The 15,723-nt window shown below is 57.2% G+C and carries 18 protein-coding genes; 8 read left to right on the top strand and 10 right to left on the bottom strand.

Translation table 11 applies throughout. The features are described from left to right. Positions 1 to 311 precede the first annotated feature (311 nt). Complete coding sequence (locus IV01_RS12135) at positions 312 to 590, top strand: DUF3509 domain-containing protein (protein WP_032628748.1); 279 nt, start codon at positions 312 to 314, stop codon at positions 588 to 590. Positions 591 to 724: 134 nt separating this feature from the next. On the opposite strand, the gene IV01_RS12140 is transcribed toward IV01_RS12135, so the two are convergent. Then, complete coding sequence (locus tag IV01_RS12140; RefSeq protein ID WP_032628745.1) at positions 725 to 1,165, bottom strand: DUF4174 domain-containing protein; 441 nt, start codon at positions 1,163 to 1,165, stop codon at positions 725 to 727. 143 nt (positions 1,166 to 1,308) lie between these two features. Between IV01_RS12140 and IV01_RS12145 the strand changes: the two genes are divergently transcribed. Next, complete coding sequence (locus IV01_RS12145; RefSeq protein ID WP_032628743.1) at positions 1,309 to 1,671, top strand: hypothetical protein; 363 nt, start codon at positions 1,309 to 1,311, stop codon at positions 1,669 to 1,671. A gap of 319 nt (positions 1,672 to 1,990) precedes the next feature. On the opposite strand, the gene IV01_RS12150 is transcribed toward IV01_RS12145, so the two are convergent. Together IV01_RS12150 and IV01_RS12155 are read right to left on the bottom strand one after the other, a co-directional pair. Then, positions 1,991 to 2,278 (bottom strand): DUF1652 domain-containing protein, encoded by a 288-nt coding sequence (locus tag IV01_RS12150; RefSeq protein WP_032628742.1) that lies wholly within the window; start codon positions 2,276 to 2,278, stop codon positions 1,991 to 1,993. Between the two features lie 337 nt (positions 2,279 to 2,615). Further along, a complete protein-coding gene (locus IV01_RS12155; protein WP_032628739.1) occupies positions 2,616 to 3,098 on the bottom strand; it encodes a GNAT family N-acetyltransferase in 483 nt (160 codons plus the stop codon). A gap of 341 nt (positions 3,099 to 3,439) precedes the next feature. Here IV01_RS12155 and IV01_RS12160 point away from each other — a divergent pair, with 341 nt between their 5' ends. Then, positions 3,440 to 4,381 carry a hypothetical protein gene (locus IV01_RS12160; RefSeq protein ID WP_032628738.1) on the top strand — a complete coding sequence of 314 codons (942 nt, stop codon included), beginning with the start codon at positions 3,440 to 3,442 and terminating at the stop codon, positions 4,379 to 4,381. Positions 4,382 to 4,525: 144 nt separating this feature from the next. Here IV01_RS12160 and IV01_RS0125110 read toward each other — a convergent pair whose 3' ends face one another. Further along, a complete protein-coding gene (locus IV01_RS0125110; protein ID WP_080290304.1) occupies positions 4,526 to 5,446 on the bottom strand; it encodes a DMT family transporter in 921 nt (306 codons plus the stop codon). A 99-nt stretch (positions 5,447 to 5,545) separates the two neighbouring features. On the opposite strand from IV01_RS0125110, the gene IV01_RS12165 reads away from it, so the two are divergent. Both IV01_RS12165 and IV01_RS0125105 read left to right on the top strand, forming a co-directional pair. Beyond that, positions 5,546 to 6,415, top strand: coding sequence for a LysR substrate-binding domain-containing protein (locus IV01_RS12165; RefSeq protein ID WP_032628737.1), 870 nt, complete (start codon positions 5,546 to 5,548; stop codon positions 6,413 to 6,415). Positions 6,416 to 6,594: 179 nt separating this feature from the next. After that, complete coding sequence (locus tag IV01_RS0125105; RefSeq protein WP_195758787.1) at positions 6,595 to 7,614, top strand: alpha/beta hydrolase; 1,020 nt, start codon at positions 6,595 to 6,597, stop codon at positions 7,612 to 7,614. Between the two features lie 11 nt (positions 7,615 to 7,625). On the opposite strand, the gene IV01_RS26655 is transcribed toward IV01_RS0125105, so the two are convergent. From IV01_RS26655 to IV01_RS12180, 4 genes are all read right to left on the bottom strand, one after another. Next, positions 7,626 to 7,802, bottom strand: coding sequence for a hypothetical protein (locus tag IV01_RS26655; protein WP_154232223.1), 177 nt, complete (start codon positions 7,800 to 7,802; stop codon positions 7,626 to 7,628). A 99-nt stretch (positions 7,803 to 7,901) separates the two neighbouring features. Beyond that, a complete protein-coding gene (locus tag IV01_RS12170; RefSeq protein ID WP_032628736.1) occupies positions 7,902 to 8,297 on the bottom strand; it encodes a RidA family protein in 396 nt (131 codons plus the stop codon). Between the two features lie 206 nt (positions 8,298 to 8,503). Then, positions 8,504 to 9,223 carry a phosphatidylcholine synthase gene (pcsA, locus tag IV01_RS12175; RefSeq protein ID WP_032628734.1) on the bottom strand — a complete coding sequence of 240 codons (720 nt, stop codon included), beginning with the start codon at positions 9,221 to 9,223 and terminating at the stop codon, positions 8,504 to 8,506. 261 nt (positions 9,224 to 9,484) lie between these two features. Continuing rightward, a complete protein-coding gene (locus IV01_RS12180; RefSeq protein WP_032628732.1) occupies positions 9,485 to 10,369 on the bottom strand; it encodes a LysR family transcriptional regulator in 885 nt (294 codons plus the stop codon). A gap of 254 nt (positions 10,370 to 10,623) precedes the next feature. Here IV01_RS12180 and IV01_RS0125100 point away from each other — a divergent pair, with 254 nt between their 5' ends. Beyond that, positions 10,624 to 11,061 carry a multidrug/biocide efflux PACE transporter gene (locus tag IV01_RS0125100; protein WP_050507592.1) on the top strand — a complete coding sequence of 146 codons (438 nt, stop codon included), beginning with the start codon at positions 10,624 to 10,626 and terminating at the stop codon, positions 11,059 to 11,061. Positions 11,062 to 11,134: 73 nt separating this feature from the next. Next, on the top strand, positions 11,135 to 11,998 hold the full coding sequence (locus IV01_RS12190) for a PhzF family phenazine biosynthesis protein (protein ID WP_032628729.1): 864 nt from the start codon (positions 11,135 to 11,137) through the stop codon (positions 11,996 to 11,998). Here the strand turns inward: IV01_RS12190 and IV01_RS12195 are convergent. Next, on the bottom strand, positions 11,995 to 13,146 hold the full coding sequence (locus tag IV01_RS12195) for an MFS transporter (RefSeq protein WP_032628728.1): 1,152 nt from the start codon (positions 13,144 to 13,146) through the stop codon (positions 11,995 to 11,997). The two genes, IV01_RS12190 and IV01_RS12195, sit on opposite strands and share 4 nt — an antisense overlap. A 346-nt stretch (positions 13,147 to 13,492) precedes the next feature. Here IV01_RS12195 and rarD point away from each other — a divergent pair, with 346 nt between their 5' ends. After that, positions 13,493 to 14,368 carry an EamA family transporter RarD gene (gene rarD, locus IV01_RS12200; protein ID WP_032628727.1) on the top strand — a complete coding sequence of 292 codons (876 nt, stop codon included), beginning with the start codon at positions 13,493 to 13,495 and terminating at the stop codon, positions 14,366 to 14,368. A 12-nt stretch (positions 14,369 to 14,380) separates the two neighbouring features. Here the strand turns inward: rarD and zapE are convergent, their stop codons facing one another. Further along, entirely contained in the window at positions 14,381 to 15,496 is a 1,116-nt protein-coding gene (gene zapE / locus IV01_RS12205) for a cell division protein ZapE (protein WP_032628837.1), read from the bottom strand. Positions 15,497 to 15,723 lie beyond the last annotated feature (227 nt).

The raw sequence follows: 15,723 nt of genomic DNA, 5'->3' as shown, positions 1-15,723 counted from the left end.
CGTTTTTGATTGTTTGAGTATTCGAATAAAAAAGCAGAATCGCTGTCTGAGGATGTGCCCCACCCGCACCTTGAGCCATCAGCTGCTCATACCGCCCTGCACAAAGTTCCCCAGCCCATGCAAAAAAAACGGTAAAAACCCGCAAAATGCAGGATGCCCGATGACCATTCATGCAGAATGCACGAGAGAGGATTTTTATTTAATTTGTAAGCTGTTGATTTATAACGTTTTTACAATAATTCGAATACTGGCACAGTCACTGCACTAGTACTACCAAGCTTGTTATCCCATGAGCAATGGAGCCGCTAGACATGACTTATATTCAAGAAAAATTCGCTTCCGTATTTTCCGAATTCGACGTAACCACCCAAGCCCGTCCGGATGGTGGTGTGCTGCTTTCGTTGCGTAATGGTGACGGCAAACAGATTCGTCGCTCCGTGTCCTACGCCCAGCTCCATACTCCAGTTCAGTTGGAATGGGTGATTAGCGCAATCCGCCGCGACCTCGCTGCACAGGCCAGTGAACTGCCAGCGATCTCGATGCTGCAAAGCCAGCACCGCTTTGATCTGCCTACTTATCACACGCGTTAATTGTTGATTGCTTCATCCCTGTTGTTCGATTCAAACGCTTCGCTCCCATTATTTAGCCGTGATTGCTCGTACAGCATTCACGGCTTTTTTTTGCGTGGTTGAGCGTTGCCGCGGCACGTTTCGATAAAGACAGTTCAAGGCTTCTGGCGCATGGGCATCTGATCAATCAATGCAAACAGGTCCCTGGGCAAGACCTGCCCTGTTTGCTCCATCTTTTTGCCGCCGTCCTTGCCCACCAGTATGACTCTGCCAGGAGCGGAGGTTTCCACCCCCAGGCCCTTAAGAAGCCCTGCTGTTTCAGGCTCGCCTAAAGGCTCGTCGTTTCGAGTACCTACGCCATCAACAACGGTGTACAGGACCATTTCCCGCTCAATGAAAGCTTCACGGTTTGCAGGTTCCTGCAGGGCTCGCTTCAAGCTGACCAGGATCGGATCCTGAGCATTCGGCACGATCACCACCAAAGGACGGGATTTCCAACGTTCTACCACAAGAGGATTACTCATCTCGCCGGCGTGCACGCTGCCCGATGTCAAAAGCGCGAGAGATGCGGCAATGAGAGACGGCGCTGATTTCATGACTCGTTCCTCCAGAAAGGTAAGCAATGGACAGCGTTTCAGGGGCAGAAAGTCAGCGTGTGATGCACTTACATGGGTTCCCCGATGAACGGAGACGACCATTCGCCCAATCGGTCAGAACTATTTGATTGGATCGAATATCCATGTCTACAGACGCAATTAAAACTCGAATGGATGCAGAGGTAGCAGACATGAATTTTGAGAAAGACTCTCGATCTGGCATCGCCGAGATCGACTACTCCCGGGACACACTGTTCGGACCGATCCCAATGCAAGCCACCTGTCGAGTCCGGCTGACGACGGTTGAGCAGAACGGGCATCGACTGCGGGAGCTGACCATTCTGGGGGAAGTGCCGGACTATCTGCCTAAGTCATCGGTGATCCGTGTTGCGCTAGAAGGTCAAATTGAAGCAGGACCGATCCGCGATCACTACATTGCCGCTGATGCCGATGTCCAAGCGTTCAAGTTACTATTCGAAAATGAACGGAGACGCTCAATACATTAGGAGGTCGTACAACCTAGAACTCTAAGATCAAGACATCTCCGCATTAGGTTATATAAACCCTCGAACGGCTTATATAACCTTGAGCAACGATGAGAGCATTTTATTACTGGGTATTACTAAATCCTCAGAGTAAGGCGTCATGGATCCAAGAAAGAATTCACAGCGCCCGAAGTGCCCGTTTGACCGTATGTATAGTTCCTGATCCGCTTAGGTGGACGCGTTTAGACGTTAGACCATCAGGCAAACAAAAGCCGCGATGCCATCATGCACAGCGGCTGGTCAAAACGACTTGAAGAACTCCTGATTACCGTCACTCCACTTAGCTAAACCCACTGACTCCGCGATGTGAGCCCTGCCGTCCATGGAGCTGCCGGGTGTGAGCCAGGTCGTAGCGCAACTCTGCCACCAGCTCGGAGATTTCCCGGGTAGTGTTGAGGCGATCCAAGGAAATTCCGGTGACGAACAACTCGACGCGCTCGGAATCTGGATCGGTTATTTGCACCGTCATCGACGCATCAGGCGCCACGCTACAGGTACAACGTAAAGGCAGGAAAGCGCCCTCGACAATACTCCGTAACTCGAGGGTGGAAAGTCTGTACGCAATCATGTGTTTCTCCTTGTTCTGCGTGCCCACAACCCCACTACAGCGGACTGCGCTTGTTATATGTACGACTGATAGATACTACCTATTGAGTTTCCTTTGCCAGCCAGATAAACGTCGCCATGAATCCGCAGGCATGTTTTGTTATACGCCACGCACCCTATTGAAGCAATCTCCATTTATTCGCTCCAAGCTGGGCATTAACCAAATGCTTATATAAACAATTAGAAGAATCGATTCACTTAACAACTTTATTCGGCGTGTTTAACTGACTTGAATCAAAACAACGCCAAGTCGAGGACTCGTCAGCCGTTACAGCCGACTGACGGTCCTCGTGGATCCTTTACTCAACGCTACGGGGAAGCCGCAAATGGATCAATGCCACGCGACCGCCGTGCTTGTCCCGACGTTCGTCGATGGCATACGGCCGAAACCCCAGCTTCGGGTAAAACAGCAGGCCGGGAACGTTATGGTTGTAGCACGAAGCCGTCATCTCGCTAGCCTCATGCTTATCGAACGCCAGATCCATCATGCAACCGATGAGGTATCTCCCAACGCCTCGGGAGCGGGCCTTGGGCGCGATGATAACGTTGCCCAGCGAACACCGACCGCGAAAATCACTGCGAGAAAAATTTGCATAACCCACCACCTCGCCATTCATCTCGATCACCGTCGAATCGGAATGATTGTCCAGGGCGTCTACGAGCTGCGGCGGGGTCAATGGCCAAGTCGCTCGGGGGAACATATAAAACAGCTCGTCGACATTCTGTGGCAGTGAGCACACGACGGAGATGTCTTTTTCTTCCAGGGGGCGATTCAGAAACATGGAGTAGTAACCTCTTGAAGAAAGGGATAACAAGCGCTTAGACACTATATGCGAAGTCACGCTATTAGCACGACGCAAACGTTTGGAGTCGCACGCTTGCCCTGGAATGATGGGACAACAAGTTTAGCTCTACAAACTGCCCCACCTAATCGCGAACGTGCATGAGCTCATGCAGAACGCCTGTAACGGCAGACCCTACCTTGCAAAATGCATGACTGAATTATCAAATACTTTCTATAACTGACTGATTTAATTGGTTTATTTAAAATCATGATATTTGGCACAACGGCTGCAATGACCCCCGTGAGATGTAACAACTTTATTCACGGAGTAGAAAAATAATGATTTCATCCCCCGACACTTACCCAACTGCCGCGCAAGAATCCACCAACCACTCAGGAGTTTCCTGGGGTGCAATCTTTGCCGGTGCCGCTGGCGCCGCTGCGCTGTCTTTAATCCTGCTATTGCTTGGCGCCGGCCTCGGCTTTTCCGCCATCTCGCCTTGGGAAGATAGTGGTATGAGCGCCAAGGCTATCGGCATCTCGACGGTGGTATGGCTGGCATTCACGCAAATCATTGCTTCCGGTCTGGGCGGCTATATCGCCGGCAGACTGCGAGTGAAGTGGGCCAATCTGCATGGGGATGAAGTGTATTTCCGTGACACAGCCCATGGCTTCCTGTCCTGGGCGGTCGCCACGCTCGTCGCAGCGTTGCTTATCGTGGGTTCGGTCAGCAACATTGTCGGTGGCGGTGTGAAAGCAGGCGCTAGCATGGCTTCCGGTGCTGCCAGTGCGGCGACCCAAGTGGCCGGTAGTGCTGCCAGTAACAGCAACGCCAGCGGACAGGACTACGGCTATTTTGTGGACAGCCTGTTTCGCGATGACCGCCCAGCGGCGGTCAGCGATGACGCAGCCCACGCCGTGGTAGTGCGCATCTTCGCCCGAACCATCAACAACGGCGGTCAGTTGAGTGCAGAAGACCGTACCTACCTCGCTCAATTGATCGCTCAACGTACCAATTTGAGCCAGGCCGATGCTGAGCGTCGCGTTGATCAAGTCTATGGCCAGGCTCGTCAGTCTTATGAAGACGCCAAGCTGGCTGCGAAAAACGCTGCTGAAACCGCCGCCAAAGTCGCAGCCATGACTGCACTCTGGACCTTCGTTGCCCTGCTCTGCGGTGCGTTCTTTGCCAGCCTGGCTGCAGTCTTCGGCGGTCGCCGTCGTGACGCTGTCACCTACCTTGAAGCACGTCCTTACACCACCACTACAACAACGGCTCGATAAGCCAGGAGAACTACAATGCGCTCATTACTTCTATTGTTCCTCGGCGTGCCGATCCCGATCATTATCTTGATCGCGCTGTTCATGCATTGATCACCTGCAACTGATCAAGACCAAGCCGCCCTCTCCCACGAGAAGGCGGCTTTTTCATGCCCGATCACGTCGGCGCAGAAGCGGCAACCCCAGCAGCGTCAACACCACACCCATCAACGCGGTCATGCTCAGCGGGTCACCAAACTGAAGTGATGCCCAGATCATGGTGACCGGTGGAATCAGAAACAACGCGCCACTGGTGCTCTGCACATTGAAGCGTTGCAGGCACAGCCAGTAGAAGCCGTACCCGCCCAGGGTGGAAAACACCACCAGCCACACGATTCCGATAGCAAACCCGGCGGACATCACCGGCTTGATACTGCCTTCCAGCACCGCCAACACAGCGAACACCGGCAAGGCCGCGCAGATCTGAATGAATAACGCTGTCAGCGCTGGCACAGGTCGGGATACGCAGCGCTTCTGATAGAGGGTCGCCGCCGTTAGAAAAGCCACTGCAAGCACTGGCAAGCTATAGGCCCAGACAGACGCTTTGGAAAACTCAACGCTGGCACCGCTGGCTATCAACATCCCCGCCGCACACAAGGCGACGCCCCACCATTGGCCGCCACGGGTCCGTTGGCCGGGGACCAGGCCCGCCGAGAACACAATGGTCACCGGTAACAGGTTGGCGATCAGTGCACTGGTGCCAGGGGCGACACCCAACCCGATGGAGCCCGCGATGGCGGCGATATATCCGGCAATGCCAAGCAGTCCCACCAGCAGATGGCGGCGTATATCAGCCCCACTCACCTGCCGCAGTGTCCGAGCAACCAGCGGCAACAGCAGCAACATCGCCGCCACAAAGCGCCAGAAAGTCACCACCATCACGCCACTGTGCTCCGAGGCGTAGCGATAACCGATGAAGCCCGAACTCCAACTCAGCACCATTAGCCCCAGCAGCAAACCGCTGGTCCAGAGGGTTGACCTGGTGAGCGGCTGTGCCCGCGCTATCGATTCGACCTGTTCCCCATTCATCTGACACCTCTGTTATGCAGCATGAACTTGATGGTATGAATGACCCGGTAGTTCAATCAAACGAAAAGATCAGCACCACTGATGCAGGATTTATCAACCATGAACTCAACGCTGGACATCGACCTGTTGCGCACTTTTCAAGCTGTGGTGCGTTTCGAGCAATTTCTCGCGGCGTCTACCTACCTCAATCGCAGCCCGTCAGCGGTGAGCCTGCATATTCGGCGGCTGGAAGATATCGCGGGAGGGCGGCTGCTGGAGAGGGACAATCAGGCTGTGATCCTGACGCCGCTGGGACGGCGCTTTGCGTTACAGAGCGCTGAGTTATTGCAGATGCATGACCGGATGCTGGCCGGGTTCATTACCCCGGCGGTCAGCGGCCGGGCCCGACTGGGTATTTCCGAGGAGTACGCCGGGGCCCTACTGCAAAGTATTCTGGGTCCGCTCAACAGCGCATACCCGCAGATAGAGCTGGAAATCGAAACCGGCTCCAGCGGGCGACTCAACGAGCGCCTGCTGCGCGGCCGGCTGGATCTTGCATTTCTGGTGGAGGTTGCCGGCGCCCGAATAACCGATCCGCCCCTTCGAACCTTTGGCACCACCGAGCCGGTCTGGGTCGCAGCGGTGGGTTACCAACTGACGCCGAACAAACCCGTCCCCCTCGCATTGCATGGTAAAGGCTGCCCTTATCGCGGCGTTGCCATTGATGCGCTGACCACGGTAGGCCGAGCCTGGCGCACGGTGGTCATGACCGCAGGCGTCAGCGCCCTCGAAACCACTATTTGCGCTGGCATGGCCATCGGCATCATTGATCGCGGGCGCGTCAGCTCGCAGATGCGCATTCTCGACGCCGACGACGGTCTGCCCGCGCTACCCCTGCATGAGCTGCATCTGGTCAAGGCAGCAGGGGAGCCCAGTGCCGCCTGCGAGATCCTTATCCGGCTGATCGGGGATCATTTCAAACAGCTGTGACATCAAACGCGATAGCCGATCAACGTTGCGAAAAGGCAAGCCGAACCGCTCTATCACAGCCATTACCGCCTTTTTCTGACCAACTGCGCGCGCAATGCGCTGTAACTGAGCCATCAATGGGTATCATGACAACGTCGTGACAGGCAGCCTTTCGCTTTCCAGTTGGGGAAACCAAGTAAATGGCCGTATTTTCTCTGGCTCGCTTCAAAGCTCGCTGGTTGACCTGGACCTTTATGTTCGTGGTGATCGTCGGCTTGCCGGTGGGTTGCTCCGTGCTGCAGCACACGGAACGCGAACTGGTGTTTCGTATCGAGCCCGGCACCGCCAGCTGGTACAGCGGTTTGCCTGCCGACGTGCAGGAGCTGGAGCTCAAGGCCTCAGATTTTGGCCTGGCGCAAAACATTCATGCCTGGTGGTGGCCCGCAAACCGCAAAGACGCCCCAGCCATTCTTTACCTGCATGGCTCGCGCTGGAACCTGACCGGCCAGTTGTTTCGCATCGAGCAGTTGCATGCGTTGGGCTTCTCGGTGCTGGCCATCGACTATCGCGGCTTTGGCCAGAGTAAGGGGGCCCTGCCCTCGGAAGCTACCGTCTATGAAGACGCGAGGGTCGCTTGGGAGCGCCTGAAAGTCCTGCAACCAGACCCGACCCGAAGGGTTATTTACGGTCACTCACTGGGCGGCGCCGTGGCAATCGACCTGGCGGCGGAGCTGGGCCGTGACAGCCAGAGCAACGACGAACCGGCTCAAGCTCGCGGGCTGATCATCGAGTCCACGTTCACCACATTGGCAGACGTCGCCACAGCCGTCGCGGATCGCTACACCTCACTACCGGTTCGCTGGCTGTTGTCGCAGAAATTCGATTCCATCGACAAGATCGCCGAGATCCACATGCCCGTCTTGATCGTCCACGGCACAGCTGACGGTTTCGTGCCCCCGCGCTTCAGCGAGGAACTGTTTGCCGCCGCACAGGAGCCGAAGAACCTGCTGCTGGTGCCGGGTGGCAATCACAACAACAGCATGAGCCTGGGCAAACAGGCTTACAGCCAGGCCATTGATGCTCTGCTCAAATCCACGACGTCATCCGCTCACGCGCTAACGAGCAAACCGTCGGCCGATAAGCAAACCGCCACCTTCTCCGGGCTGACGGCTTGGCAACAGCTGACCGGTCGACCCGAAACCTGCTGCGGCCGGGGCTGAGCTGACGCAGATCAGCTCAGCTTTTGCGAAGCATCATCACCAGACACGTCCGGATCATCAGGCTCGACTTCGTTGATATCCGCCTCCCGAACATCATTGTCGGAAGTGGACTTGCCATCGGACTCGGAAGGGCTGGGATGCGGGCCGGGAGATTGTGCTGCCTGGCTGTCTACGGGGGATGTGCTCATGATTTGCCTCACAGGATCATTTAAGGAATGACCCTGTTTTGAGGGAGTACACAAGCGGGAGTTCGATGCTTCTGGATCAGCGGTGCTGGATCGACAGCGTTAATCCGGGACAACAGCCACGCACTTGATCTCCAGCAACAACCCCGACACCGCCAGCTCAGATACCCCTATCGCCGTCCAGGCGCAGGTGCCGCGTGGAAACAGACGGTCCTTCACGGCTCTGAAGACGTCCATGTGCCGACTCATTTCCACGTGGAAAGTGGTCATCTCAACCACATCTTCAAAGGTGCAGCCAGCCTCGGCAAGCACGATGCGCAGGTTTTCCCAGCAGGCGATGAACTGCTGCTCAGGATTGTGGATCACTTCGAGCTGCGGTGTGCGGCCGATCTGCCCTGCACAGTAGACCGTGCTGCCCACTTTGACGGCGGGAACGTAACCGGCACGTTCGACGATGTTGGACATTGAGGCGGGGATGATGATCTGGCGGTCAGCCATGGGTGGTCCTCAGACGGCTAAAGATGTTCAGAGCTCATTGCCACAACGTTGCCGCGAGGTGAACAAAAACCTGTGTGAGCGAATTCATTCGCGAAAGGGCCGTACAGACGCAGACGGTTATCCGGTCGGGCCCCTTCGCGAATGAATTCGCTCCCACAAAAATACCATTCCAATTCAGGTGATCAGCGCCAAGCCTTGCGGCTCGCTCAAGCCCGCCACTTACCCCAATACTCCAGCGACGTGCGCCACAGGCAAATCCCCAGAAAATAAGCCGACATCGCCAGCCACAAACCCATCACGAACGGGCCATTGTCAGGGTGGTTGATGATCAGCAAGGCGCTGCAGATCAGCCAGACCGTGGTCACGGCAATGTTGATTGGCATGAAGCGGCGCACGCGAAACGGATGGAGGAATTTCATCCGGGTCAGGGTCAGCAGGGCCAGACCAATGATGGTCAGCAGCGTCAGCCATGGGGAAGGCTGAATGATGTAGAGACACAGCGCGACGACGTTCCAGGCAGCCGGGAAACCCTGGAAGTAATTGTCCTTACTCTTCATCTCAAGGTTGCAGAAGCAGAACAACGACGAGATGAGGATGATCGCGGTGCTCAACAGCAGGGTGTATGGCGGCAGTTCGACGTAGCTGTAAATGAACAGCGCCGGGATGAACACGTAGGTCAGGTAGTCGATCACCAGGTCCAGCACCGAGCCATCAAAACCCGGCAATACCGTCTGCACATTGAATTTTCGCGCCAGTGAGCCATCGACCCCATCCACCGCGAGCGCCAGCCCCAGCCAAAGCAGACAGGCCTTGGGTGAGTCGTCGAACAAGGCAATAGTTGCCATGAATGCAATGACCACGCCGGTGGCGGTAAAACCATGGGCACCCCAGGCTTTGAGCCAGGCCATGCGTTGAGTCGATATCACAGGGGGGGTTCTCCAAAGAATAAAGCGGACCAGTGTCTACCTGGTTGAACGCACTATCGACCGACCATAGGACGATAAGGTTCACCAAACGCCCGGAGTGAGGGTTTTGCCAGTGCGCCCATCATCTCGCGAATCTGTAGGATTCAGAAACAAAACCACGCAGGAAATTTCCCTGCTCGCAAAAAATGTCCTTTGCAATGCCTGCTCGGCTGAACGCTAAGCCACCAAACAGATTCAAGATTTCTGCGCGCTTGCTGTACGTCATTCCCCACGGTGGCCGGTGAAGGTCTCCAATAGCCAGGCGCCGGCTGGGCCCAGGCTGCGCTGGCGAGACCAGATCACGTCCACGGCGGAGCTGCGCGGCCAGCCCGGCACCTGCAACTCCTTGAGCTTGCCACTGGCATAGTTCGACACCAGCCAGCGGGGTAACGCTGCCCAGCCAAAACCGAACCCGGCCATGTCCATCAACAGCAAATAATTGGGCGCGGACCAGGGTCGATGACCGCTGATGGGCAAGTCATCGGTGGGTACGCTCTGGTCCACCAGGGTGTTCAGACGCAACGCACGCCAGGCCGCCAGATGCTGATAGTCCACCTTGGGCAACTGCGCCAGCGGATGCTTGTGAGCAACAAACAAACCGAAATCAGCACGCTCGGCAATTGTCGCGAAACCGACTTCCGGGGGATAACTGGCCTGCGCAGAAAGTAGCCCCAGAGAAGCGCGACCGGATTGAATCAAACTGATGGCATCGCCGTGCTCAGCGAACACACACTCCAATTCCAGCTCGGGAAAGCGTTCATCCAGCTCGGCCATACGGGTTTCAAAATCCGCAAACTGATTGGCATCGGACAACACCAGGGTCAGGCGCGGCTCCATCCCCTCAGCCAGGCGGCCAGCGGCTCGACGCAATTTATCTGACGCCGCCAGCACATCCTCGATCCGCCCCAGCATCGCCCTGCCCGCTTCGGTCAGCACCGGGTGTTTTGAAGAGCGATCAAACAACTCAAGGCCCAGATCGATTTCCAGACGGGAAATGGCTTCGCTCACCGTCGACTGACTCTTGCCCAAACGTCGTGCCGCCGCGCTGAACGAGCCGGAAGCAACCGTCTGCGCAAATGCCTCAAGGGCTTCGGGTGAATAACTCATGGGATTCTCGTATCGGTTTTACCGATGGAAACAATTTTCACTTTAACGCAATGACCGATGAGAATGCACGCCTCAGCATCATTGATACGGGACGCGACGGCAACGCCGAACCTGTGGAGCGAGGCTTGGTCTGGGCCGCATCCGGACGATAAGGCCACCGCGGATAGCAGGTCCATAACCTCAGACCCTATCGCGGGCAAGCCTCGCTCCCACCACAGCATCGCTCCGGCAAACCTGCACAAAAGGTCAACACCATGCCAACCAAATCCATCAAAGAACGCGCCTTCCACGCGCTGCTCTTCGAAATCATCGGCGTTCTGCTATTCGCCCCTTTACTCGCCTGGCTGATGGGCCATTCGCTGGCCAAGATGGGCGCCATGACCGTGATGATCTCCACCGTGGCCATGCTCTGGAACATGCTCTTCAACGCGATGTTCGACAACCTGCGCCGCAAGTGGGGCTTCAACCTTTCTATCGGCGCGCGGATCGGCCATGCACTGTTCTTTGAAGGCGGCCTGATTCTGGTAATCGTCCCCCTGGCTGCCTGGTGGTTGTCGATCAGCCTGCTTGAAGCGTTCTGGCTGGATATCGGCCTGTTGCTGCTGTTCCTGCCGTATACGTTGGTTTTTAACCTGATGTATGACAAAGCGCGGGAACGGTTAACCCATCAAATTTGCAGATCCTCCCCATAACGACTATTGGTTGGAGTACCACTGCGCAATCGAGGAACATCGGGGGGGGTTTTCCAACTCAGGTTTGAACGAAATGACAACAGACATTCTCAAGCTGGCCGCCTTCAGCGACGGCGATCAGGGCGGTAATCCGGCGGGTGTGTGGATCGGGGAGCAGTTGCCGAACGAGCCGACCATGCAGCGTATTGCTGCCGAGGTGGGATTTTCCGAGACGGCGTTTGCGGCGCCGATCGACGGTGGTTTTCGGGTACGTTATTTTTCTCCACAGGCCGAAGTGCCCTTCTGCGGCCACGCCACCATTGCTTTAGGTGCCGCATTGGCCGGGCGTTTTGGCGACGGGGTGTTCAACCTCACCCTGAATCAGGCGCAGATTACTGTTGAAGGTCATGCCCAGGGCGAGCTGATTTCTGCGGCGTTGCAGTCTCCGCCGACCCACAGTTCCCCGCTGGACCCGGCGGCGCTGGAGCAGGCGCTGGAGCTGTTCGGCTATACCCGCAACGATCTGGATGCGCGGATTCCCCCAGCTGTCATCAACGGCGGTGCCCAGCATCTGGTGCTGACATTGAACACCCGGGAAAAACTCAAGGAAATGCATTACGACCAGCAGGCCGGCCAGGCATTGATGACCCAGGAAGGTTGGGTCACGGTACTGCTTGTGTATGTCGAGAACCTGCAGTTGTTTCATACCCGCAATGCGTTTGCCTGGGGCGGCGTGTATGAAGACCCCGCCACTGGTGCAGCCACTGCGGCATTCGCTGGTTACCTGGGGGATCTTGAATGGCCCCATGGCGGGCTCATCGACATAGTGCAAGGCGAGGACATGGGCAGTCGTTCGCGGTTGCGGGCGCATATCTCGGAAAAAAACAGCACGGTAAAAAACAGCACGGAGCAAAAAGGCAGCTCGATCCGTATCTCAGGCATGGCGCGCAAACTCTAGACCTTGAGCCGGGTGCCCGCTGCCGCAACGGCCAGCAACATGACGGCGACGACCATGAACGCCAGTTCCAGGCTGCTGGCGTGGGCAATAAAGCCAATCGCGGCAGGACCGATCAGAATCCCGGCATAGCCCAAAGTGGTCAAGGCAGGGACCGCCACGTTTTCCGGCATGCTCTTCTGCCGGCCCAAAGCGCTGTAGCAGACCGGCACGATATTCGAGCAGCCCGCGCCCACCAGCGCGTAACCCAGCAGTGCGGCTTGCCAGGTTGGCAGGAGCGTTGCCAGCGCCAGCCCGGCCGCCGCGCACAGGCCGCCGAGAATAACCACACGCCGCGGGCCGACACGGCGCACCACTGGGTCGCCGAACAAGCGGCCCAGCGTCATGGTAAAGGCGAACACTGCGTAACCCAGCCCGGCATAAGAAGTTTCAACGCCGCGCAGCTCGCTGAGGAACACCGCGCTCCAGTCCAGCATCGCCCCTTCAGACAGAAAAACCGTAAAGCACAGCAAGCCCAGAAACAGCACCACGCCCCGAGGCACGGCAAAGGCCGGCCCGTCTGTTTCACTGGCGTAGGTCAGAAAGTGCGGAGCGGCCTTGAGCAGCGCAAAAAGGACAATTGCTACCACCACGAACATCGCCATCAGCGGCGACGCCCCGAGGCTCAATAAACCCGCAACTCCCGCAGCGCCAACGATACCGCCGAGGCTGAACAGACCGTGAAAGCCGGACATCATGGTTTTGCCGCTGGCCCGCTCGACGATGATCGCCTGCACATTCACCGCACAGTCCAGAGCGCCCATGCTCGCGCCGAAGATAAACAGCACGGCAACCAGCAACGGCAAGCTGTAGACCGTGGCCAGCAAAGGCAAACACAGACAAATGATTGCTGAGGACAGCAATATCACCCGCCGACACCCTACACGCGCTGCCAGCGCACCCGCCAGGGGCATGGCGATGATCGAACCGACACCCAGGCAAAGCAGCAAAAGTCCCAGCGTTCCCTCGTCCAGGCCCACCCGAGCCTTGGCATAAGGCACCAGAGGCGCCCATGCGGCGAGGCTGAAGCCGGCAATGAAGAAGGCCACCCGGGTGGAAAACTGCTCCAGTCGGCTCGGCACAACCGATGCCGAGGTGCTGATGGATGTCATGCAGGCTCCTTGGATACAACGGATCAGAAGATCCGGTAGCCGGGCAGACTAGCAAAGTCGGGCGGGGAACCAAAATGACGTTGAATGGCCGTCGTTTATTGGAGTGACGAGGCACCCCGTAGCTGAAGTGCGACGTGGGACCGGCTTTAGCCGGGAAAGCGGTGTTTTGACGACCGATTAACAGTGACCGAGACGGCCTCTTCCCGGCTAAAGCCGGTCCCACGACATCGTGCCAACAATGGGGGTCACATCCGTGTGGATCGCGTTAATCGACAGGAACGAGCTAGACTACGCACCATTCTGATCCGGGCCGCCCCATAATCGCCCACGACTGACAGAGGCTGCTGTGCATAAAGGTGTGGTGTTGTCGGTGCTGGCTTCCGTGCTGTTCGGAGTGATGTATTTCTATACCTCGCTCCTCAAACCCCTGAGCGGTGAAGAGATTTTCGGCTGGCGCATGCTGCTCACGGTGCCTTGTGTGACGGTATTTCTGTGGCTCAGCGGCGACTGGCATCTGGTCAGAAAAATCGCCACCAGAATCCGCCACAGTCCAGCCTTGATCCTTGGCATTGCCCTGTGTTCGCTGTTGTTGGGTGTGCAGCTGCTGATGTTCATGTGGGCGCCGCTGCATGGCCGAAGCCTTGAGGTGTCCATGGGGTACTTTCTGTTGCCGCTGACCATGGTCATTACCGGGCGCATCGTCTACGGCGAGCGTCTGTCCCGACTGCAAAAAATTGCGGCGTTCTGCGCCATGGTCGGCGTGTTCAACGAATTGCTGCGGGTGGGCAGCTTCGCCTGGGAAACTCTGGTGGTCGCAATTGGCTACCCGCTGTATTTCGTGGCGCGGCGCAAACTGGCGATCGATAACCTCGGCGGCCTGTGGTTCGACATGACCTTCATGCTACCCATCAGCGTCTGGTTCATCGTCAACGGCAACGCAGCGGTGGTCGAGCAATTTCCGCTGTTATACCTGCTGATTCCAGTGCTGGGCCTGATCAGTGCGTCGGCGTTGGTCAGCTACATCCTCGCCAGCCGCCTATTACCGTTCAGCCTGTTCGGACTGCTGAGCTACGTTGAGCCGATACTGCTGGTGGGCGTGGCACTGCTGCTGGGAGAGAGCATCGCCCGGGATGAATGGGCGACATATCTGCCGATCTGGCTGGCGGTGGTAGTGCTGGTTTTCGAAGGCTGCAAACACGTGCTGGTGCAACGTCGCACCTGATGAATGCCCCGCTTACTGAATGAAGCGCTCCAACTGCATTTCCTGCAATCGGCTTAAGGTGCGGCGGAACGCAAACGACAGGTAACCCTGAGTGTACAACTCAGGCATTGGCACCGCCGCTTCGACATATAAAGGCACACGACGGTCGTAGCATTCATCCACCAAAGCGATAAACCGCCGAACGCCATCGTCATGGGGCGAAAGCTGCGGCAGCTCCCGATCACCGGCCACCACCTGCTCGACCGCATCTTCGGTGCCACGGGCAATCCGCCCTTCACGCTGAGGAGCGCTGAGCGCCGGGACTTCGCTGAGCAGGATCACCGAAAAGCGGTCGCACAGTTCGATGAAATCCATCGCCGCCAAGGGTTGCTCGCACAGCTCCGCGTAACGGCACCACAGGACTGTTTCGCTGTACTGCACACTTTTGATGCTCCGATGCCCCACCGCCACGGCGCCAGTGGTCACTGACTGCTCACCTTTGAGATGGTCAAACACCGCGGCCAGCGGGTTGGGTTGCCCGGCCTGAGTAACGAAATAACGCTGATGCAGCAGTCCCGGATGCAGGCGGTGATCTTCACCCCCGTCCACCGCAACCACTTGCATGTACCGCTGGATGGCGGCAATGGCGGGCAGGAATCGCTCACGGTTGTGACCATGGCTGTAGAGTTGCTCCGGAGGCTGATTGGAGGTGCAGACCAGCACTACCCCCGCTTCGAACATCGCCTGCAAAAGCCCACCGAGAATCACCGCGTCGCCGATGTCGGTGACGAATAACTCATCGAAACACATGACCCGCACGTCGCGGCCCAACTCCTGGGCGACCACCTTCAACGGGTTCGACGTGCCGATCAGTTCGAACATGCGCTTGTGAACCCAACGCATGAAGTGATGAAAATGCTGACGCCGGGCAGGCACCTTCAGGCTTTCGTAAAAACGGTCCATCAACCAGGTTTTGCCCCGCCCTACCGGCCCCCACAAATAGACGCCCTGCACACGTTGCGGATGCTCGCTCAGTGCCTGCCAGCAGGCTTGCAGCTGTTGAACGGCCTGCAACTGCGCGGCGTCCGGCTGGAAGCCCAACTGGTCGAGGGCGCGCTCGTAGGCTTGCAAGGGGGACACGGAATTCATCAGTACGGCATCGCTCGGTTTGGTGAGGGGCGCAAGCATATATGAGCAGCAGAATCTGTGGGAGCGGTGCTTGCCCGCGATGAACGATTACGCGGTGTCCCTGATAAACCGCGCCGCCTATATCGCGGGCAAGCGCGCTCCTACTGGCGATCACCGAACCAGTTGGAGCGAGGCTTGCCCGCGATGAACTATTACGCGGTGTCCCTGATAAACCGCGCCGCCTATAT

Origin of the sequence: Pseudomonas syringae (genome assembly GCF_000737245.1) — a bacterium.
In the GTDB taxonomy this organism is placed as follows: Bacteria; Pseudomonadota; Gammaproteobacteria; order Pseudomonadales; family Pseudomonadaceae; genus Aquipseudomonas; species Aquipseudomonas syringae_J.
The sequence above is the reverse complement of the archived record's forward strand: the minus strand, read 5'-3'. Positions and strand labels throughout refer to the sequence as shown.